At 36.7% G+C, this 22,206-nt stretch carries 13 protein-coding genes and 1 tRNA gene; 8 read left to right on the forward strand and 6 right to left on the reverse strand.

The window, feature by feature from the left end; translation table 11 throughout:
* Nucleotides 1-605 precede the first annotated feature (605 nt).
* From T323_RS0106735 to T323_RS29530, 3 genes are all read left to right on the forward strand, one after another.
* The gene (locus T323_RS0106735; protein WP_026672591.1) at nt 606-3,308 is read left to right on the forward strand and encodes a winged helix-turn-helix domain-containing protein; all 2,703 of its coding nucleotides are present in this window, start codon (nt 606-608) and stop codon (nt 3,306-3,308) included.
* A gap of 451 nt (nt 3,309-3,759) precedes the next feature.
* Nucleotides 3,760-4,497, forward strand: coding sequence for an NAD(P)-dependent oxidoreductase (locus tag T323_RS0106740; RefSeq protein WP_026672592.1), 738 nt, complete (start codon nt 3,760-3,762; stop codon nt 4,495-4,497).
* A gap of 847 nt (nt 4,498-5,344) precedes the next feature.
* Nucleotides 5,345-5,479 (forward strand): hypothetical protein, encoded by a 135-nt coding sequence (locus T323_RS29530; RefSeq protein WP_281175729.1) that lies wholly within the window; start codon nt 5,345-5,347, stop codon nt 5,477-5,479.
* A 221-nt stretch (nt 5,480-5,700) separates the two neighbouring features.
* Here the strand turns inward: T323_RS29530 and T323_RS27855 are convergent, their stop codons facing one another.
* Together T323_RS27855 and T323_RS0106760 are read right to left on the reverse strand one after the other, a co-directional pair.
* Nucleotides 5,701-8,481 carry an immunoglobulin-like domain-containing protein gene (locus tag T323_RS27855; RefSeq protein ID WP_026672594.1) on the reverse strand — a complete coding sequence of 927 codons (2,781 nt, stop codon included), beginning with the start codon at nt 8,479-8,481 and terminating at the stop codon, nt 5,701-5,703.
* Nucleotides 8,482-8,728: 247 nt separating this feature from the next.
* A tRNA-Asn gene (locus T323_RS0106760) sits at nt 8,729-8,803 on the reverse strand.
* A 129-nt stretch (nt 8,804-8,932) separates the two neighbouring features.
* On the opposite strand from T323_RS0106760, the gene T323_RS26190 reads away from it, so the two are divergent.
* Complete coding sequence (locus tag T323_RS26190) at nt 8,933-9,493, forward strand: class I SAM-dependent methyltransferase (RefSeq protein WP_051556420.1); 561 nt, start codon at nt 8,933-8,935, stop codon at nt 9,491-9,493.
* Between the two features lie 59 nt (nt 9,494-9,552).
* Here T323_RS26190 and T323_RS0106770 read toward each other — a convergent pair whose 3' ends face one another.
* Nucleotides 9,553-10,149: an MSMEG_1061 family FMN-dependent PPOX-type flavoprotein gene (locus T323_RS0106770; protein WP_026672595.1), complete on the reverse strand. Its 597-nt coding sequence runs from the start codon at nt 10,147-10,149 to the stop codon at nt 9,553-9,555.
* A gap of 260 nt (nt 10,150-10,409) precedes the next feature.
* Between T323_RS0106770 and T323_RS0106775 the strand changes: the two genes are divergently transcribed.
* Entirely contained in the window at nt 10,410-10,952 is a 543-nt protein-coding gene (locus T323_RS0106775; RefSeq protein WP_026672596.1) for a DUF7010 family protein, read from the forward strand.
* A gap of 622 nt (nt 10,953-11,574) precedes the next feature.
* Here the strand turns inward: T323_RS0106775 and T323_RS0106780 are convergent.
* Nucleotides 11,575-13,083: a methyl-accepting chemotaxis protein gene (locus T323_RS0106780; RefSeq protein WP_026672597.1), complete on the reverse strand. Its 1,509-nt coding sequence runs from the start codon at nt 13,081-13,083 to the stop codon at nt 11,575-11,577.
* A 222-nt stretch (nt 13,084-13,305) separates the two neighbouring features.
* Between T323_RS0106780 and xylA the strand changes: the two genes are divergently transcribed.
* The 3 genes from xylA (at nt 13,306) to T323_RS0106795 (ending at nt 18,992) form a co-directional block, all read left to right on the forward strand.
* On the forward strand, nt 13,306-14,631 hold the full coding sequence (gene xylA / locus T323_RS0106785) for a xylose isomerase (protein ID WP_026672598.1): 1,326 nt from the start codon (nt 13,306-13,308) through the stop codon (nt 14,629-14,631).
* 105 nt (nt 14,632-14,736) lie between these two features.
* The gene (gene tkt / locus T323_RS0106790) at nt 14,737-16,743 is read left to right on the forward strand and encodes a transketolase (RefSeq protein WP_026672599.1); all 2,007 of its coding nucleotides are present in this window, start codon (nt 14,737-14,739) and stop codon (nt 16,741-16,743) included.
* 1,031 nt (nt 16,744-17,774) lie between these two features.
* Complete coding sequence (locus T323_RS0106795) at nt 17,775-18,992, forward strand: endo-1,4-beta-xylanase (protein ID WP_026672600.1); 1,218 nt, start codon at nt 17,775-17,777, stop codon at nt 18,990-18,992.
* A gap of 313 nt (nt 18,993-19,305) precedes the next feature.
* On the opposite strand, the gene T323_RS0106800 is transcribed toward T323_RS0106795, so the two are convergent.
* Complete coding sequence (locus T323_RS0106800) at nt 19,306-20,913, reverse strand: glycoside hydrolase family 43 protein (protein ID WP_026672601.1); 1,608 nt, start codon at nt 20,911-20,913, stop codon at nt 19,306-19,308.
* Nucleotides 20,914-20,994: 81 nt separating this feature from the next.
* A complete protein-coding gene (locus T323_RS0106805) occupies nt 20,995-22,182 on the reverse strand; it encodes an ROK family protein (protein ID WP_026672602.1) in 1,188 nt (395 codons plus the stop codon).
* Nucleotides 22,183-22,206 lie beyond the last annotated feature (24 nt).

The raw sequence follows: 22,206 nt of genomic DNA on the forward strand, positions 1-22,206 counted from the left end.
GACCTAACTCCTTATCTCTACTATGTGACCCACTAATTCTCTCTTCCGAAAAATAATAAACATTTCCGATTTTCGTTAAAAAGGAAGAGGGAAGTTTTCGTAAAAAATCAGGGCAATCCCTTGTGGGACTTGCCTTTTTACGTTTTCCCTTTCGGAAAACTTTATTTTAACTTGAGAAAAAGAGTGAAAAAATGAGTGAAAAGTGCGGAAAAAAACGCTTGTTTTTGAGTGAGAAATGAGTGGAAATCGGTGATTTTCGGAAAACTTTATTATGACAGCGAACGGTGGAATGCGGGTTTTGGGAAGGATTTTCGGAAGAGTTTATTTTAAATGCACAGAAAAAATGATGAACTGAGCCCAATGGGGTTCGGTTTTATTTTTGCATGTCTAGAAGATATAGGCTAGTTTTTTTGAGGGGTTCCTTGACTGTTCGATATATGATTTTCAGATTAGATATGTGAGGCGTTTTTAGGTAAATCACAATTACAGAAGGAAGTTTGCCAAAAAGAACGAAATAATGCAGGATTGTTAATCGAGAATAAAGAATAGGGTTTCATATCACTAGTATCTAGCGGGATAGAATATCATATGAAAAGAGGAAAGGTATGACTACTCCCATTTTAAATACTAAGCTTAATATCCCACATAATCTAACAAAGTTGGTACTACGTCCTAGATTGTTTGAATTGATGGATGAAGGTTTAAATAGAAAACTTTCCCTCATAACTTCACCTGCTGGTTTTGGGAAAACAACTCTCGTGACAGAGTGGCTCACGAATAATAAAGTTCCTGTAGCGTGGTTTTCTTTAGATGAAAAGGATAATGACATAACACAATTTATGACCTATTTAGTGGCATCATTAAGAACACTTAAGGTGGGCTTATTTGAAGAGTTTTCGGAAGCACTTCAAAACATGAAAACGGTGGGAATCGAATTAGTTTTAACATTATTAATTAATGAAATAGCAACTATTCCTGAAGAATTCATGCTTATCCTTGACGATTATCATGTCATCGAAAATACAGTGGTGAATGATTCTATTATTTATATACTCAACCATATGCCAGCCAATATGCATTTAGTTATGACAACCCGTGAGGAACCGCCTTTGCCCATTGCAAGTCTTAGGGCTCAAAATCAATTAATAGAAATACGTGCCAAGGATTTACGATTTACGTATTCAGAGGCAGCAGAGTTTCTGAATGGGGTAATGAGTTTAAACTTGGCTGAAAAGTATATTTCTATATTGGATGCTCGTACTGAAGGATGGATTGCAGGGTTACAGTTGGCTGCTATATCAATAAAAGGTCAAAAGGATATTGGAGAGTTCATTGAATCCTTTAGTGGTAACCACTATTTTATAACCGATTATCTTTTAGAAGAAGTTCTAAAACAGCTTAATCCGAAGATACAATCATTCTTATTGCAAACCTCCATACTAGAGCGTTTATGTGGCTCATTGTGTGACGCAATTTTTCTAGACTCTAGTACTTCGGGGCAGGAAAATCTAGAATATCTTCAAAAGGTAAATTTATTTGTTGTTCCTTTGGATGATGAGCAGAGGTGGTATCGCTATCATCATCTCTTCTCAGATTTTCTTAGAAAAAAGCTAGTAAAAGCTCATTCTAAAAATGCTTCTATAGAAGGCGGAGGTGTTGCTACACTACACATTCGTGCCAGTCAGTGGTTTGAAAGCAATGGACTGACGAGTGAAGCTGTTCACCATGCATTGGCTGCGAAGGATTATGAAAGAGCTTCTACCTTAATAGAGTTATCTTGGTCAAGTATGGACAAGAACCTGCAGGCAGCCACCTGGCTTAGTTGGGTAAAAACGCTGCCTGATGAAATAATTAAAAACAGGCCAGTCCTTAGTGTCGGATACGCCTGGGCCCTTCTTGATACAGGTGAAATGGAGGAAGTTGAACAAAGGCTTCTAGATGCGGAAACGTGTTTGGAAAACATATCATCTGATCAAATAAAGGATGAGGAACGAAAGGATATTGTTGTTTTTGATCATCATGAATACAGTATTCTACCTGCTACAATTGCCTCTGCACGTACATACTATGCGTTAGTTCAGGGGGAGATGGAAGCAGCAATAAAGTATGCACAAGAAGGATTAGACTTCATTCCCGAAAATAATGCAAGGGAAGGCATTATTCAAGTATTGTTAGGCTTAGCAAGATGGGCTAAGGGGGAACTTGAGGCTGCATATACTACGATAACAAATAGCACTATGTCTCGTTCGCTGTTGGTAGTTGTTTTAGCAGATATTAAGGTAGAACAAGGTAAGCTTTACGAGGCAATGAGGTTATATGAGAAAGGATGGCAGACTTCCATTAAGAGCACGGGAATAATTAAACTTACTACAGCAAGCCATTACTTAGGATTAAGTAAATTGAAGCTTATGATGGGTAATATAGATGAAGCTGAACATTATCTTCAACAGAGCCTCGAGGAGGGGGGGAAACGAGCCTTACCAAATTGGCGGTATCATTGGTATGTTCAACAGGGGAGGTTATGGGAGAGTCGTGGTGAACTGGACAAAGCGCTTGATTCTTTTGACGAAGCAAAAAAGCACTATATAATGAGTCCTTTATCCGACATACAGCCACTATATGCATTAAAGGCTAAGACGCTAGTAAAAAAGGGTAGCATCTATCAGGCAGAGCAATGCATAAGGGAGAATAGCCAAGATTTAGAAAAAGAACATTGCTATCTTCAAGAGTTTAAATATATTACCTTGGCCAGAATTAAAATTGCGTCCTTTAGACAATATAGACATGAAAAATTCTTAAACGAAGCAGTTGAATTATTAGGGTCCTTACTAATAGAAGCTAAGAGAGAGAAAAGAGTAGGAAGTATAGTGGAGGTTCTTATGTTACAGGCGCTTGCTTATGAGGCTAGTGATGATGTCGAGTCAGCAATGATAAGCCTTAAAAAAGCAATTGTAATAGCAGAGCCAGAGGGCTTTTTTCAAGTTTTTGTGGATGAAGGGCTGCCTCTATATCGATTATTATCTGAACGAATAGTTTATGAATCAAAGCCAAATTTTGTGTACAGATTGCAAAGAGCAATAGAAGCATCAATGTCTAATCTATCCCATGGATTGACGGAACCATTGAGTGACCGTGAACTAGAAGTATTAAAGCTAATTGCTGCAGGCCTCTCTAATCATGAAATTGGTGAAAGGCTATTTTTAGCAGTAAGTACAGTAAAGGGATATAATCAAAATATTTTCGGGAAACTCCAAGTGAAAAGAAGAACGGAAGCGGTTGGGAAAGCTCGTGAGTTGGGGTTATTATAAATAAAGATGTTTCTATCGGTACCTTGTTTGATTTTAAAAAAGAAGTTTCTTTATTTATATTTAGTGAAATTTTTAATAGTACTTTTATTAATACTTAAGTATGTAGTGATATGTGACGTAACTTGATAAATTATTAAACAAAGAGTAGCTGTTTGTCTTGGATGGTTACTTATTAAAAAATCGTCTTATGTACGTCGCTAGTTAAAATTAAAATCATTATTATTAAGTAAAAAGAAATTTGAAAGAGACTTTAAGTTCGTTGGTTTTATCGTACAATTTTTTAATTAATGAGGAAGTGAATATCAAAATTAGGCTTATCCCAGATGGTTATCGGTATGGGTATGTTAGGTTCTATATTCATATGTATATTAGCTTTTGATGAGTTATTTCTTGCAATAGTAAGAGGGTACTATCAGTCGTATAATTAAATCTAATGGAAACGAGGTAGAATATGAGAGTACTAGTTCTTGGAGCAAGCGGTGCTACCGGTACGCTAGTTGTCAAACAATTAATGAAAAGAAAAATTAATACTCGGATTCTCATTAGAAATAGTGCAGTTCTCTCCAAAGAGATAGAAGAATGTCCATCAGTAGAAATCGTAAAGGGGAATATCAACGAACTAAATGATCTTGAGATGTATGACCTTATTAGTGAATGCAATGTCATTATCTCGTGTCTTGGTCATAATATGACGCTTAAAGGGATATTTGGTAAACCTCGTTATTTAGTATTTGATGCAATTAAAAGAATAAGTGAGACAGTTAAAAACAAGGCAAACAGAAAAGTAAAGCTCATACTTATGGGGACAACAGCTTATACAAATTTTTTATCGGGAGAGGTAAATTCTACTGGAGAAAAAATAATCTTTTCTTTATTGGATTTTTTGCTCCCACCTCATCGGGATAACGTCAAGGCTGCAAATTATTTGATTACCGAAATTGATAAAAAGGCAAAAAATTTAGAATGGGTAATAGTACGACCTGATACATTAATCAATCAACAAGAAGAAAGCTCATACAAAGTTTGCGAGTCTCCTGTAAGAAGTCCAATATTCAATGCGGGTAAAACTAGCAGAATTAATGTAAGTCATTTTATGGCTGAACTAGTGACAAAAGATAAAACATGGAATGAATGGCTGTTTAAAACTCCCGTGGTGTATAATCAAATGGTAACTAGAAGCGACCCGTAAAATTCAACAATGGAATAGAACCATTTGCTTTGCAGTACAACGATAGTTTTAATAAAAAATAATATTATGCGACCACTCTTTTAGTGTGGTCTTTTTTCGTATTAGACTAAATACTTATCTTTTCTCCATTAGGTGGAATGACTGTGGGAAATTGATGCAGCCACGTTATTTATGTCCGTTGTAAATGTGTAATGTTATTAGATAGATTTGTTTTATAATGTTGATAACGATAACCTTGAAAGGGAGGTACGATTATATGAGTACAAAAGAAGAAGTAATAAAGTTGATTAAGGACCTACCTGATACAGCAACCCTTGAAGATATCATGAGGGAGCTTTATGTAAGATTAAAAATGGATAAAGGTATTCAAGAATAAGATACAGGAAAAGTTGTTTCTCATGATAAAGTTAAGGAAAAGAAAAATGAATAAATAAGAGAAAAAATCTTAACAAATTATAGAATAATTTATGGTGTTAAAGACAATTTAGTTGAAGTAGTACGAATTATTCATAATGCTAGAGATAGTAAGGACATAAACCATTAAACATTATAGCTATGGATAAAATGGCTATGATGTTTTTTTATTTTTAATATACAACGATACTATTCATTAATCCTGCACATATTTTGGGTGGGGAACTAATTGGATTAAAAGTAATTGCCACTACACCATTTTATCTGTCATTACTACTCAATCAATGGAGACAGTCGCGTTGATAAATTCTAAATAAAGGAACATAAAAGAAACATAGAAGGTTTACTTTAGTAAAATAAGGTATATTATATTTATTGAACCAATTCTCTTTAAAGACAAGAAAAGTAGGTGAACAAAGTGGGGAAATATCAATTGGATACGAAAGGTAAGCAAGCTGTAACAAAGTATCATGAAAAACAGAAACCTGCTAAAACTGATAAAAAGCAGCAACTTGAAAAATTACGTGCAGAGTATTTGAAAAAGAAGCAAAAACAAACAGATAAATAAAGTTGTTTCTTCTCAATTTGGAACATTTCTTGAATAGAGAGAAGTTCCTGCAAAAAACGAATAATTACAAGAAGCAGTACCAGCACTCTATCAAACCATACGTGGAGTACTGTTTTCTAATGGATATGTAGAAAAATAATGATATCAGTAATAAACGGTAGTCCGTCAACTTTGACGAACTACCGTGTTCTTCTGCTATTTACGGTTGAATGACAACATTATTAATTACAAAAACGAGCTAACCCTTTTCCTTTTCCAGGAAAATTATCTTTCCCTTTCATTTTCCCTTTCCCAGGGAAGCAAGCTTGCCTTTCTTCCTCAAACAGTCCTTCATTTCCTGTAAACACAATATTATCAATTCGGTTTGTTCCACCCGAACCGATTGTTCCACCGTTAATGGAAACAGTAGAAGTATTTATCCATCTCACGAACACGTTTTCTTGATTTTCTGCTTCTTTTGGTAAAGCTATATTCGTAAGAACACCAGAATTCCAGTTGTTTGCGATCGTTAGTTCACTTCCAGGAATCACTGACCAGTCTACACCGTCAATACTGTATTCAACTTGGAAGTCTTTTGGACCGGTATTCGACCCGAATTGCCTGGAAGAAAGTGTTATGTTTTTATAGCCTAGTGTTGTTAGTTTTACTAACCAATAGCTTTCTCCATCTTGCCATCCGTTTGCATTCACTGCTCTGGAGTTGCTGCCAAAACCAGCAACATAGCCTGTTATTGTGGAACCAACGGTTGTAATTTCACTGTTTTTATTATCGGTGATACCACCAGTAGCTATCGTTGATTCCTGGTCAAAGTTCCAGCTAACAAGCTCAACAATTGCAGGTAGCACAACGAGGTGAAACTCTTTTGTTACGGTAAGGTTCCCTTTAACAAGTGTAGCTGTTAATGTAACTTCAGTTGAATCATATTTTGGATTTGTTACTTTTCCGCTCTTGGATATAACATCTTCGTTGCTTGATTTCCATGTAATCGTTGAACCGTATGAGCCTGTTGTTTCTAATGTTACATCAGAAACAACCGTGCTAGCGGTTTCTGTACCTTGAAAACCAACGCCTAATGCATTTTTGTCCATATCGATTGCTTCTTGATCAGACATTTCAAACGGTCTATAGCCTAATGCTTCAGCTTGTTGTTTTGAGAAAAATACACGGTACTCAGGTTCAACTAAAGCATAATGGTCAGGTGCGACATATTCTTTTGTTTTGAAATTTCCAACATAACGGGATAAGCCATTATCGCCACGCTCTCTAGCACGGAACACGAACGGCATTTCTAATAACGGGTCTTCTGGGTTATAAATTCCTTTTTGATTTTCTCTTGCATATTTTGCAGCTACTGAATATTTTTCTACTTTCTCATCTTCAAAAGGGTAAATGAAATACGTAGAAGCATAGCCTGCTCTTACCATTTCTAAATTCGTGTTCACGCCATCCTCTGTATATACTTCAGCTAACAACCGCCCGTAACTATCTAACGGCTCTTCTCCTAATTTTAAGATGACAGTGTCGCCGTCTTGCAACATCGTTTGCATATAAGCTGTTGCATTTTTGCCATGACGCATTTGGTTCTCGTCTAGCTCATTTTGAACGGTATGATATGTTTCAGGTGTATCCATATTTAAAAAACGGACGTTTGTCGCTCCAAGAATCGGTGTAGCTAGCCGAATCGTATCTCCATCTGTCACGTGAGCAACTTTTGCTTTGTATTCGCGATTTAATGTAGTAGGAGCTGGTTTTTGCTCGGCTAATTTTACAAAATCATCATTGCTTCTAGGTAATACTTGATAAGTTGAATTGAATTGACTTGAAATCGCTGTTACTTCATACCATGTATTTTCTTCTAGCTGTGATAAATCAATGCCTGTACTTTCCCACACTCGAATATCGACAGCATCAAAATCATCATTAATAATGGAAATGGAGACGCCACCATTAAAATAATCGTTAATATTTCTTATAAACCCTTCAAAACGCACAAGCTGTCCTTCATAGGATTCAGCTAAAGAACTATCCATATAAGTAGTTAAGGAAATATTTTTTACAGGAATTTCTTGATTATGATTTACGACTTCAACGGATGACACTTGTAATTGTGTAACACCAGAATGTTCACCAACGATACCAGTCGCTTTCACTAGATCTCCTTCTTTTACTTCAGGAAAAGGAGAGGTATTGAAGTTAAATAGTTGAATACCAGCTTCTTCATCTTGGAGAAATAATGAAAATCTGCCATTTTGTAATAACCCTTGGGCAATATTGGCCACGCCAAGGACAGTCACTTCTTGTCCTGACATAGTACGAGCTTCGGCAATCGTTTGAATATCCTCACCTGGATCAACATCTTCGGTAAGAGCTGTACCTGAAATGACTACATCATCGATTCGATTTGTTCCTGTGTTCCCAATCGTGCCACCTTGAACTGACACATTCGACGTATTGAGCCACCTTACATAAATAGTGTCTTCATCATTTACAGCTAGTGGAAGAGAAACGTTAGATAAGACACCGTTTGTCCAGTTGTTTCCTACTTCAATATTTGTATTGGGAACATCAGTCCAACTTTGCCCATCTAGACTATACTCTAGCGTGAAATCTTTAGGTCCAGTATTAGACCCGTATTGTTTAGAAGATAGTTTAATATTTTCAAAGCCTTCTGTTGAAAACGTAGCTAACCAATAACTTTCATTAGTAGAATTCCAACTATTTGAGTTTATCGCTCTTGATCCTGAACCAAACCCAGCGACATAACCAGTAACGTTGGCACCGACTAAAGTAAATTCTTCGTTAGCATTTTTATTTATCCCACCTGTTGCAACTGGACTTTCTGAATTAAAATCCCATTCTACAAGTGTAACAGTTTGATTTTCTACGGTTACTGAAAATGCAGAAACAGGTAAATTGAATCCAGTAAAAAGCTGTGAGAAAAATAGAATACTGGCTAAAAAGATAGATAACCCACTGACTCTCTTTTTTCTTTTCGTAAACATTATTGCCCTCCTAGTATGAAGTTTTATAAAACACACATCTTCCATTATATATGACTAGTAAATGTAAACACGAATAGAATGACGTTAAGTTTTTGTAAAATGACTTTACATTACATTCACTTTTAATAAACAGAAGGAATATACGGATTGTCTCTAATACTATATGAAAATTAACGAGTATGGAGAAAGTTTAGGGAAAAAATGGTCTGAAATTAGATAAAGAGGAAATGAAATGCATGCAAAAAAATGGCTCCACAGGTAGGACTCGAACCTACGACCGATCGGTTAACAGCCGATAGCTCTACCACTGAGCTACTGTGGAACATTTATTATTACTATAACCGAAAAGAAAGCAAATATACATTAAACGATTTTTCTTTATAGTATGTTTTTGGAAATTAAAGAAAAAATAAAAACAACACTTGTTAGTCAAACACATAAGGAGATTATGATGAGCACAAAAGAATATATTAAAAACTTTATTAAAGATCCTAACATCGCATCAGTCACACCGACTTCTAAACAAGGCGTAAAAGAAGTGTGTAGTAAAATGTCATTTGAAAACAGGGTTGTTATTATTGAGTATGGACCAGCAACAGGGGTATTTACAAATTACTTATTAGAACAGATGTCTAGCGATTCCGTTATAATCACAATTGAGCTAAACGAAAACTTTGTTGACTATTTAAAAAATAATGTTCAAGATGAAAGAATACACATCCATCATGCGAGTGCAGAACGAGTGCACGATATTATGGAAGGGTATGGAGAACAAGCGGATTACATATTGTCCGGTATTCCATTCACTTTAATGAACAATGAAGTAAGAAGGAACATAGTCAAGCAAACCCATTCCGTATTAAAACAAGGAGGGAAATTTCTCCCTTATCAAACATTCTTTCAAAGAGACGGGCATTTAAAAGACCATTTACATGAACATTTTTCCTCTGTTCAAGATCGCTATGTATTCCGAAATATCCCACCTATGAGAGTATATGAAGCGATAAAATAACGTAATGATAACGAATAAAAGCACTGGGCAATTCATGGCCTCAGTGCTTTTTAGTGTCGTTATTTTTTAAGTTCAACACCATTGAGCTTCAAATGTGCATGAAACATTTCTGTACTAGAAGGTAATTCAGATTTATCACGCCATGAGTTACTATCCCAAACTTTAGAGGATTTAAGCGCTCTAGGGCAATGGATAAAGCACTCTTCAACATCAACGCCGATACCTAGTTTTGGTGCCTGTGTTTGATCCCATATGTCATTCAACATCGTTTCATCTTTAATAATTGTGGCTTTTCCATTTATACGAAGAACTTCCTCCATACCAGGAATGACGAACAATAATCCGACATGAGGATTAGATAACATATTGTGAATCGAATCTAATCGTTTGTTTCCAGGGCGATCCGGAATGATGAGCTGTTTTTCATTTAGTATTTGAATTGAACTAGGAAAGTCTCCACGGGGTGAGACATCACATTTTCCGTCAGCACTACAAGTGGAGAGGAAGAGGAGTGGAGATAGTGATATGAACCTTTTGCAATTCTCGTCTAAGATGGAAACTGTTTTTTTGATAACGAGTTCGTGAGGAGTGCCAATTAACGCTGTAAGTTCTTCTTTTGTCCTCACAGCTGCTTGTGAAAAATCAAGTAGTTTCATATGTATAATCCTCGCTTTCTATTACATTTATTATAAGTTGTCCATCATTTGTTTTAATAAAGGAAACTTGTATTAAAGAAAAAACAAGTATTTAGGGGTGAACATTATTTCCTTTTTTTTATTAATTTACCACATTCATGTAAAAGTATGGTAGTGTAATAGTAAAGAATTTTTTTCTATCGTATTTTTACGATAAGTTGAATGGTCATTAATAAAATTATTTAACATACATAATATTTAAAAATCAAGGGGGGAAAAAAATGGAACTAAATAAAATAAGAAATGAACTTTCTATAAAAGGAAAAAATGGGATTGGATTTTTATTAGCTGCTGTTGTGATTTGGTCCATCATAACTATTATATTTTTTCAGCAATTAGAAATACAGCAGAAAAATATATTTATGTTATTTTCAACAGGATTAATGTTCCCGTTAGCGATTGCCATATCAACGCTTATTAAAGCGGATTGGAAGATGAAAAATAACCCTTTTGGTAGCCTCGGTTCTTATTTGAATCTCGCTCAAATTATTTATTTTCCGATTCTTTTCTGGGCTATAATAAAAAGCCCAGACGATGCGATTATATTTTTTGCCATTATTACGGGTGCTCACTTTTTTCCTTACGGCTGGTTTTATAATGCTAGACCTTTTTATATTATGGCACCTATTATGTCAGTTGTAATCATGTTTTTAGGGTTATATTTAAATGGAGAAAATTTATGGGTAATCCCATTGACATTGGTAATCCTTCTTGTAGTAGCAATCATTTGGCTTAGGTTTGATTATAAGAATAAATCAAATTAAAAATAACGAGACTTTTTACGGTGTTCATCATAGGATGGACACTTTTTTAACATTTAATGAGGGAGTATATAAATTTTGGTGTAGCAGTTGTAAAGTTTTGAAAGCTTATTTTAGAAGGAAGCTATAAACAGTCGACTTATGTATAACATTTCTCTAATAAATCCTTAGACTGAATTAGGGACTTGGAGTACTATGAGACAGTAAGAAAAGACCCAAGTGAATCATTCAACACTTGGGTCGGGTTTAGGTTTATCGCAAGTAAGCGGCCATGAAAACTGTTATCTGTGAACATTGCTAGCGTTGGTGGACACAGGAGCCGTTAATCATCATATATCGCTAAGAATAGAGTTGCTTTTGCGTGAATAAGCGCTCCTGTGGCCGCTAAAAAACGGAAACCCGTATCATGTTCACAAATAACGGCTGCTGTGACCGCGAAAATGAGACAAATGAGGGAGCATAATAATTTTGATGTAGCAATGAAGCTTTGAAAGCTTATTCTAGAAGAGCGAAGGCTGCTCACCTGCGCGTTTCACCCCAAGAAGAGCACTTGGGGTTCACTGTTAAAAGCGGGCAGGGCTCCGCACTTCGCTTGAAAGAAAAAACGCTCCCGCGTTTTTCTTTATTATTTTGTTTTTTGTGTTAGTTCGGTTAAACTTCCAATCATACTTTCAAGGTCATTGAAGTTGCGACTAATTGCCGTTATTCTTTCTGTTTGTATGTCTAATGATGCAGTCATCTCTTCAATAGAAGCAGAAGATTGTTGTGTAATGCCTGATATATTTCCAATTTCTTGTCCAATTGAAAGGGATGTACCCTCCAAATCATGGAGCATTTTTTGAATATCACTAGCTTTATTTAATAAATCTGTCATATTTTTATTGATGAGTTCAAAATACACATTAGATGATTGTGCAGTTTCTTGTGTTGTTTCTACTGCTTTTTTTCCTTCACTGATTTGGGAGGAAACGGCTTGTGTTTGTTTCTGGATGTCTACTAATATATCTGCAATTTCATTGGCCGAACTACCAGCGTTTCCTGCTAGCTTTCTTACTTCTTCTGCTACTACGGCAAAGCTTTTACCTTGTTCTCCTGCTCTAGCAGCTTCTATTGCTGCATTTAATGCAAGAAGGTTCGTTTGCGTCGCAATCTCTTCAATCGCCCCAGAAATCCCGCGAATGCGTTCATTTTTACTTTCAAGTGATTTCATTAATTCATCGGTTTCTTTTTGAGTATGAGACACTTCTTCTAAGCTAGAAACTAAAGTTTTTACGATTTTATTCGCTTTTTCGGTGACATCAGATGTCGATGTTGATAATTGTTGTAATTCATTGGAATGACTAGATACTCCTGTAATAAAATCATTTGTTGTTGAAATTTTATCATTAATATCAACAATCGCTGTAGCTTGTAACTCAATGCCCTTTGAAATCTCATTATATCCTACAGAAATTTCTTTTGAAATTGTCGTTGTTTCTTCTACATTTTGATTTAAATCCTTCCCAAATCTTTCGATTTGATGAACTGAACTTGTAATTTCTTGTAATAGTTTTTTTACTTTCATTTCATTTTTCTGCACGTCAGCTAGCATTCTTTTCCCCATTAGGGTTATACAATAACAAGCAATACCGATCATAGTGAGAACAATGTAGATTACAATATGGTCCATAATCAATATCTTTTCAAAATAAGGGTTAAATAATAGGTGAATCGTGTAGACGATGTAGGAGTAAAAGGTAGCCCAAATGATAACGTTAGAGTTTAAGTACAAAAGCGATATTATAATATACAACGGGATCGCAGCCCAAATCTCATATGAAGGGATAAACCACACAAAAACAAAAATAATAAAAAAGGAAAGTGCAGATAATAGATATTTACCAGAAGTTAACTTGTGAAATTTTTTGTATGTGAAATAAAGCATCCCAATTAATACTGGGACGACAGCACAAACAAATAGAAAAGTACTAAACGGTACCATTTTAAAAATACTCAAGACTAGAACAATTGGAATACACGAACTAAGTAGTCCTGGAACCGCGAAAGAAAGTATTTTTGAGCTGAAGCGTTCATATTCTGTTGCGATTTTTGATATTCCTATTTCTTTGGTTTCTGTTTCAATCTCAGTTGGCATATCATTTCCTCCTAAACATAGATAAAAACATTATAGTCCTATAGTCCTATATTATCAATGGTAAATTATTCAGTTACTCAAAAACGTTTTCTAATCTATTCAACTTTCCATAAAACATTCTAAAAAAACTTTGTACATCCAATAGACAAACTAAGTGAGTGGTGATATAATCAATACATGAAAACGGTTTCTACCATACATTATGAACTGGGGGATTGAACAATGAGTTATTTTAATAATGTTAATCAAATTAAGTTTGAAGGTTCTAGCTCGACAAACCCATTTGCGTTTAAATATTACAATCCAGAAGAAAAAATAAATGGGCAATCAATGGAGGAGTTTCTTCGTTTTGCTGTTTCATATTGGCACACGTTTACAGGCGAAGGAAATGATCCATTTGGTGCAGGTACTGCAGTACGTCCATACAATCACTTGTCAGGAATGGATTTAGCGAAAGCTCGTGTTGAAGCATCATTCGAATTTTTTGAAAAATTAAATGTTCCATATTTCTGTTTCCATGATATCGATGTAGCTCCTGAAGCAGAATCACTAAGTGAAACATTAAATAACATTGATGTTATTGTTGCAATGATTAAAGAATACATGAAAACAAGCAAAGTGAAATTATTATGGAACACGGCGAATATGTTTACACATCCTCGTTGGATGCATGGGGCAGCAACTGCACCAAACGCAGACGTATTTGCATATGCAGCAGCAAAAGTGAAAAAAGGGTTAGAAGTAGGAAAAGAACTAGGCTCAGAGAACTATGTATTCTGGGGTGGTCGTGAAGGATATGAAACTCTTTTAAATACGGATATGGGTTTAGAGTTAGATAACCTTGCTCGTTTCTTCCATATGGCAAAAGACTATGCAAAAGAAATTGGTTTTGATGCACAATTTTTAATTGAACCAAAACCAAAAGAGCCAACAAAACATCAATATGACTTTGATGTAGCAACTGGACTAGCCTTTTTACAAAAATATGATTTACAAGATGTCTTCAAGTTCAACATTGAAGCCAACCATGCTACACTAGCTGGACACACATTTGAGCACGAACTTCGTACAGCACGTATCAATGGTATGTTAGGATCAGTGGATGCTAACCAAGGAGACACACTACTTGGATGGGATACAGATGAATTCCCAACTGACCTTTATTCTACGACACTTGCAATGTATGAAATTATTAAAAACGATGGTTTAGGTACAGGTGGCTTAAACTTTGATGCGAAAGTAAGACGTGGTTCATTCGATACAGATGATTTATTCCACGCACATATTGCTGGTATGGATGCATTTGCTATTGGAACAAAAGTAGCACAACGTTTAATTGAAGATAAAGTATTAGAGGACTTCATTGCGGACCGATATAGCAGTTATACATCAGGAATTGGTCTTGATATTGTGGAAGGAAAAACAGACTTCCACAAACTAGAGAAACATGCCCTAAGCTTAACTGAAGTTACAAATAAATCTGGTAGACAAGAGCTTCTAAAAGCAACAATTAACAAGTACCTTTTAGAAACTTTTGCAGGAAAATAGTTCACTCGAAAAAGCACTGAATTCGCAATCGTCTTCAGTGCTTTTTTCCAAGGTAAATTTATACGTATAAATCATACATAGAAATTATTAAAGGAGTGGTTTTTTATGTCAACGACACAAGCAGTAAACAAACAGTTAGCGATTAATACGATTCGAACACTATCAATTGATAGTATTGAAAAAGCGAATTCAGGTCACCCAGGACTTCCAATGGGAGCGGCACCAATGGCATTTTCTCTTTATGCGGAACAAATGAAACATAACCCAGCAAATCCAAACTGGTTTAACCGTGACCGTTTTGTTTTATCGGCGGGACACGGATCAATGCTACTTTATAGCATTCTTCATTTATCAGGGTATGATGTGACACTTGATGACCTGAAACAGTTCCGTCAATGGGGCAGCAATACACCAGGTCACCCAGAATTTGGTCATACTCCAGGTGTAGATGCTACGACAGGACCACTTGGACAAGGGTTTGCGATGGCTGTCGGGATGGCTATGACTGAACGACACTTAGCAGCGACATTTAATCGTGAAAATTATCCGGTAGTGGACCATTTTACATATAGTATTTGTGGCGACGGGGACTTAATGGAAGGAGTTTCGGCTGAAGCAGCTTCTCTTGCAGGTCACTTACAGCTCGGTCGATTAATTGTACTTTATGATTCAAATGATATTTCCCTTGATGGCGACTTACATCTTTCATTTTCAGAAAGTGTAGAAGAGCGATTTAAAGCGTATGGTTGGCATTATATTCGTGTAGAAGCTGGAAATGATCTTGAGGAAATAAATAAAGCGATTGAGCTTGCAAAAAACGATGAGCGCCCGACTTTAATCGAAGTGAAAACGACGATTGGGTATGGCTCACCGAACAAAAGTGGGAAATCTGCTTCACACGGTGCACCACTTGGAGCCGATGAAATTAAGCTAACGAAAGAAACATATGGATGGGAGTATGAAGATTTTCATGTTCCAACAGAGGTGAAAGAGCTGTTTAACGAAGTGAAGGAAACTGGAGGAAAGCTAGAAGAACAATGGAACGAACTGTTGGCAGCATACAAAACTGAGTTTCCTGAACTGGGCGTTCAACTACAGAAGGCAATAAGCGGAGAATTGCCAGTAGGTTGGGATGCAAATCTTCCAAACTATGAAAAGGGTATCGACAAAGTGGCGACTCGTTCTGCTGGAGGAGATGCTCTTAATGCATTTGCCAAAAACATTCCAACACTTTTTGGAGGATCAGCCGATTTAGCTTCATCTAATAAAACATTGCTAAAGAGCGAAGCGAATTTTAGTCGATTCGATTATTCTGGTCGAAACGTTTGGTTTGGTGTTCGAGAATTTGCGATGGGTGCAATGGTCAATGGAATGGCTTTACACGGTGGTGTTAAACCATTTGGTGCAACATTTTTTGTCTTTTCCGATTATTTACGTCCGGCCGTTCGATTATCGGCTTTAATGAAATTACCAGTAACTTTTGTGTTTACACATGATAGTGTGGCAGTCGGTGAAGACGGTCCAACTCATGAACCAGTAGAACAGCTTGCATCATTTCGAGCTATGCCTGGATTAAATGTCATTCGTCCAGCCGATGGTAATGAAACAGTGGCAGCATGGAAAGTGGCGGTCGAGAGTTCTGACCGACCAACATTACTTGTATTAAGTCGTCAAGATTTAATGACGAATTCAGCATCCGTTGATGTAGCATATGAAGGTGTTAACCAAGGAGCATATGTCATTTCAGAAGCAACAGGTCAACTAGAAGGTATTTTATTGGCGTCAGGTTCAGAAGTTCAATTAGCGGTCGAAGCACAGGCGGCATTAGCGAAAGAAGGAATTCATGTTTCTGTAGTAAGTATGCCGAGCTGGGAGCGTTTTGAACAACAATCACTAGAATATAAGCAAAGTGTGATTCCTCCACAAGTCAAAGCTCGTATAGCATTAGAAATGGGCTCATCTCTTGGCTGGGAGAAATATGTAGGTGATCATGGGGATATGATTACGATCGATACGTTCGGTGCATCAGCGCCTGCAAGCAAAATTTTACGCGAGTACGGTTTCACTGTTGATAATGTTGTGTCGAAAATGAAACAGTTGTTAGGGAAGTAAGATGTTTGAATGACTTAATCTAACGGACATCTATTCCGCTATATTAATAAAAATTTGATTTTTTAAATGCTAAAGGACATTTGTTCCGTTACATTGAAAAATAACATGGTTTTCTTGCTCTTTTTACTCAAATAGCGGAACGTATGTCCGTAAGAACTGAGAAAAGGCGTCTATTTCGTAAAATAGCGGAATGGATGTCCGTAACGAAGGAGCACATGGCATAATCGACACCCTCTCTAGAAGAGGGTGTTTTTTTTAAAAAGGTAAGAAAGTATAGAAGTTTGGGTCTAGCAGTGAGGTTTTGAAAGCTTATTCAAGAAGAGCGAAGGCTGCGCACCTGCGCGTTTCACCCCAAGAAGAACACTTGGGGTTCACTTTCAAAAGCGGGCAGGGCTCCGCACTTCGCTTAAAAAGAAAAGAAGCTCCCGTGTTTTTCTTATGCTTAGCATATAAAATAGTCGACCTGTGGATAACATTGCGCTTATGTATTCTTAGAATGAGTTAGTGGTGTTGATTATCGTAATTAAGCGGCCATGAAATCCGTTATCTGTGAACATCGCTAGTGTTTTGGAATGTTGGTGGACGCTGGAGCAGTTAATCATAATATATCGCGAGGAATAGAGATGCTTTTTTGTTGATAAGCGCTCCTGTGGTCGCTAAAAAACGGCTGCTCTGACCGCGAAAATGATTTGACACACTTTCTACACGATGTAGCCACTAGTAATCATTTCATAGGACAATGATCTCACTTTTTTTAAAAGACTTTACTAGGACTTTAGACAAATGACTAGGAAAACCTTTTCCAGTTGTTGGTTCTATATAATTAATACCTAGTATTCATTTTCAGAAAAGTTTGTTTGTTTACTAGATAAACTAAGTTAAGGTTGTTATAATGAAAGCGAATTCAAATCTAGCTTACTTACATATGAAAGCCTTTACACCAAGAAGCTAGAACATAACCCATTGGAAAGGAGGTTTGTCAGATATTCTCGTAGTTTTACAAAAATTCTACTAAAAAAGGAGATTATCACATGCTAAAAACGTTAAGAAAACCCTTCATTGCAGGACTAGCTTTATCACTATTACTCACTGGTGGAGCGAGCAGTGTATTTGCTCAAGGAAATGGTCAAGCTGGACCACCAAAGGGAGGCATTTTTAAAGAAGGCGAAAAAGGAAATGGTAATGTCCAACCTTTTGCTTGGCAAGTAGCTTCTCTAGCAGACCGATATGAAGAATCTTTTGATATTGGGGCAGCGGTTGAGCCGCACCAACTGAATGGAAGACAGGGGAAAGTATTAAAGCATCATTACAATAGTATCGTTGCAGAAAATGCAATGAAGCCCATTTCGTTACAACCTGAAGAAGGTGTGTTTACTTGGGACGGGGCAGATGCGATTGTTGAGTTTGCTAGAAAAAATAATATGAACTTACGTTTCCATACACTTGTTTGGCATAACCAAGTACCTGATTGGTTTTTCTTAGATGAAGAAGGCAATCCAATGGTAGAAGAAACGAATGAAGCTAAAAGACAGGCGAATAAAGACCTTTTATTAGAGCGCCTTGAAACACATATTAAAACAGTAGTAGAACGCTATAAAGACGATGTGACTGCTTGGGATGTTGTCAATGAAGTTGTTGACGATGGAACACCAAATGAAAGAGGATTACGTGAATCAGTTTGGTACCAAATTACAGGGGACGAATACATTCGAGTTGCGTTTGAAACAGCCCGAAAGTATGCAGGTGAAGACGCGAAATTATTTATTAACGACTACAATACGGAAGTGACACCTAAGCGTGATCACTTATATAATCTAGTCCAAGACTTACTCGCTGATGGAGTACCAATCGATGGAGTTGGACATCAAGCACATATTCAAATTGATTGGCCATCGATTGATGAAATTCGAACATCAATGGAAATGTTCGCTGACTTAGGACTTGATAATCAAGTGACAGAGTTAGATGTTAGTTTGTATGGATGGCCGCCACGTCCAGCATTCCCAACATATGATGCCATTCCGCAAGAGCGCTTTGAAGCCCAAGCTGATCGCTATGACCAATTATTTGAATTATACGAGGAGCTTGGAGCTGATTTAAGTAGTGTGACATTCTGGGGAATCGCCGATAATCATACATGGTTAGATGACAGAGCAAGAGAATATAATGATGGTGTTGGGAAGGATGCACCGTTTGTATTTGACCCGAACTACCGCGTTAAACCAGCGTTTTGGAGAATTATCGATTAATAGAAGAAGCTTCGCTCATATGAGCGAAGCTCTTTTTGATTGTGCACCAGCGTTTACCCTAACGGACATGTATTCGGCTAGTTATTGATAAAAGAGGAGTTTTCTATTTTTATCGGACATGTATTCCGTTATGTCACCATAACAGCGACAAAACCAGCTTGTTTTTCTAATTTAACGGAACAGACGTCCGATAGCATTCACAAATCAGAGTGTTTCATTAAAGTAGCGGAACAGATGTCGGTAAGAAAACGCCTTGTTTCATTAAAAAAGGCTGTCGAGACATTTCAATCTCGACAGCCTACAAATTCTGGCTTTATTTTTCCTTATAAACGAAATAATCAAAATCTGCTGGTAAGCTTGCACCAGATGTATCTTGACAGTGCATGCCAACGAATGCACCAGTGAAGAAGCCGCCACCTTGAATATAGTCATCAGATAGCTTATATGAATAAAAATCAATTGGAATTTCAGTCCAGTTTGTACCATCAAATGAATAAGAATAACGGTATGTTTGTACGTTTACATCAACACGAAGGAACACATACTCTACATCATCAGGAATGATAATCTCGTTGCCTTTAATTGGTTGGTCAAACGTAAAATTATCATTTGTAGTAATATCAAGTACTCTTCCTTTTTCTTCATTCCATGTAATTTGAAGAGCCGTCCAGTTTTGTGTGTTGTAATAGTTTACAAGACCTGCAGCTTGTTGGAAAGTATCAGGCGAAAAGGCCACTTTTGTTTCTGCAGTGAATGAAAAATGCTGCCAACGTCTTGCTACATAGGCTTGGGTAAACTTAGATGTTAAAGATTCTCTGCCGTGTATTCGCAAATGTCCTGGTCGTTCTTTTAACGAAACGATATTTTCTCCAAGCGGAATACGTAACGTTTGAAAATGAAGGTTTAATGTTTCTAAATCAAAATCATCTTTTTCAGGATAGTCTGCTTCCCATTTTACTTCGTCAATCGCTGGACCTTCAATTTCTAGAGCCGGTTGGTTTCCACCGACAACATAAGGCCAATCATTTTTCCATTCGAGTCGTTGGATGGCTGTTTCTCTTCCTAGTGGACAAAAGCCACGAGGGTCTAATAAAGCTTGACCATCACGAGGGAGTGGTCGTCCTGTTAAATGAACTAGGAACCATTCATCGGTATGTGTTTGGACAATGGATGCATGACCCGCTTTTTGCAGTGGGTTTCTTGGATATGGGAACGATGTAATTAACGGATTTTCTGGATGTACTTCATAAGGTCCCCATAAATTTTTTGAGCGAGCAATCGTTGCTTGGTGGTCGTATTTTGTTCCACCTTCAGCGGTTAATAAATAATAGTAGTCATTAATTTTATATAAATGAGGAGCTTCAGTTAGTTTAATATCTGTTCCTTTAAAAATAATCTCCTTTTTTCCAACCAGTTTCTTTTCTTCTACGCTGTACTCTTGAAGAACAATGCCATAAAAATTATGGTGAGTATGGCGGTGATCCCAAACCATGTTCACAAAGTATTTCTTTCCGTCTTCATGATGGAAAAGCGAAGGGTCAAATCCAGAGCTATTCATATAGATAGGTTCAGACCATTCACCGTCAATCGTGTCGCATGTGACTAGATAATTATGGCTATCTTTCCACTGCCCTTCTGTTACTTTGACATCTGTATAAATGAGCCAAAATTTCCCGTCGCTATAAGAAAGAGCAGGAGCCCAAATTCCACCTGAATCAGGATTTCCCATCATATTTAATTGACTAAGACGATTGAGTGGTCTTGAGACAAGACGCCAATTTTTTAAATCTTTAGAATGATAGATTCCAACGCCAGGGAACCACTCAAATGTAGAAACAGCAATATAATAATCTTCTCCAGCTCGACAAATACTTGGATCTGGGTTAAAACCTGATAGAATAGGGTTTTGAATTTTTACCAATTTTCTTCACCTCAACATGAATATTTTTTGATAACACTTTTGGTAATGAACAGTTTTGTTTGGATTAAAGCATCACCCCTTTTAAATTTCTTCTAAATTCGTTTTTAGAAATTTTTCTGTTGAAAATGCAGCTACACCAAGGGCAGATGAGCGCTTTTCTAATTTTGAAAAATGCAATTGAAAATCTTTTTGATGGGCAGCTAGAACATTCTTTGCTAGTTTTTCTTTTAATGCATTTTCTATCCACGGTTGCAGTGCAACGAGACGATTTCCAATAATAATTTGTTCAGGGTTAAAGGTATTAATAATGTTGTTCATTCCAATGGCTAAAAATTCACTTAACGATTCAATTAATGAAATCGTTTTCTCATCTCCTTCTTCAGCGAGCTTAACGAGCTTTTCGAGAGAAAGGTCCTCATCATTTTCTGTGAAAATTTCTTGTGTCAGCGCCATTTTAATTAATGCATTTTCTGAGGCATAAAGCTCCCAACATCCTTTGTTGCCGCAGTTGCATAGAGGTCCATTCATATTAATCGTCATGTGGCCAAGCTCACCAGAAAGTCCGTTATGTCCTTTGTATAACTTACCGTTTAAGATGAGACCGACCCCAATTCCAATCCCTCCACTAATATAGACGATATTATTAAAAGGTTGACCAGCTCCAAATCTTTTTTCGCCATGAGCCCCTGCGTTTGCTTCATTAACTATTTTTACAGGAATGTTATATTGTGACTCAATCACTTCTTTTAAATCAATGTCTTTCCAATTTAAGTTAGGAGCTAACAGTATTTTTCCGGAGCGTGAGACGGTACCAGGAACCCCTACGCCAATTCCGACAACACCATAAGGGCTCGTTGGAACATGAAGCATTAATTCATCAATGACACTAAATAAAATATCAATCGTTTGAGAGAGAGTAAGGTCCTTGACTTTAATTAATCTTTCATCACAAATGCCCCCTTGTAAATCTGTGAGAATCGCTAGGATATAATTAACCCCGATGTCAATTCCGATTGAGTAGCCGGCTGATTGATTAAAGAGCAACATGACTGGTCTTCTTCCACCACTCGATATTCCTGGGCCTGATTCAAGAATTAATTGTTCCTCTAATAGTTCATTTACTAATGATGAAACTGTCCCTTTATTTAGTCCTGTTGTATTGGCAAGGTCTGCTCGTGATACGGGGTATGTTTCTTTAATTGTATGAAGCACTAATGATTTGTTTTTTTGCTTCACAACATGTTGATTAAATGTTTGTGTTATTTTCATATTCTTCACGCTTCCTTTTAGTTT

The sequence above is a fragment of the Alkalihalobacillus bogoriensis ATCC BAA-922 genome, from assembly GCF_000621445.1.
GTDB lineage: Bacteria > Bacillota > Bacilli > Bacillales > Bacillaceae_F > Bacillus_AO > Bacillus_AO bogoriense.

What these genes read in the sequence shown, in the direction of transcription:
- T323_RS0106735 (WP_026672591.1), top strand. Translation starts at nt 606, where the DNA reads ATGACTACTCCCATTTTAAATACTAAGCTTAATATCCCACATAATCTA.
- T323_RS0106740 (WP_026672592.1), top strand. Translation starts at nt 3,760, where the DNA reads ATGAGAGTACTAGTTCTTGGAGCAAGCGGTGCTACCGGTACGCTAGTT.
- T323_RS27855 (WP_026672594.1), bottom strand. Translation starts at nt 8,481, where the DNA reads ATGTTTACGAAAAGAAAAAAGAGAGTCAGTGGGTTATCTATCTTTTTA.
- T323_RS26190 (WP_051556420.1), top strand. Translation starts at nt 8,933, where the DNA reads ATGAGCACAAAAGAATATATTAAAAACTTTATTAAAGATCCTAACATC.
- T323_RS0106770 (WP_026672595.1), bottom strand. Translation starts at nt 10,149, where the DNA reads ATGAAACTACTTGATTTTTCACAAGCAGCTGTGAGGACAAAAGAAGAA.
- T323_RS0106775 (WP_026672596.1), top strand. Translation starts at nt 10,410, where the DNA reads ATGGAACTAAATAAAATAAGAAATGAACTTTCTATAAAAGGAAAAAAT.
- T323_RS0106780 (WP_026672597.1), bottom strand. Translation starts at nt 13,083, where the DNA reads ATGCCAACTGAGATTGAAACAGAAACCAAAGAAATAGGAATATCAAAA.
- xylA (WP_026672598.1), top strand. Translation starts at nt 13,306, where the DNA reads ATGAGTTATTTTAATAATGTTAATCAAATTAAGTTTGAAGGTTCTAGC.
- tkt (WP_026672599.1), top strand. Translation starts at nt 14,737, where the DNA reads ATGTCAACGACACAAGCAGTAAACAAACAGTTAGCGATTAATACGATT.
- T323_RS0106795 (WP_026672600.1), top strand. Translation starts at nt 17,775, where the DNA reads ATGCTAAAAACGTTAAGAAAACCCTTCATTGCAGGACTAGCTTTATCA.
- T323_RS0106805 (WP_026672602.1), bottom strand. Translation starts at nt 22,182, where the DNA reads ATGAAAATAACACAAACATTTAATCAACATGTTGTGAAGCAAAAAAAC.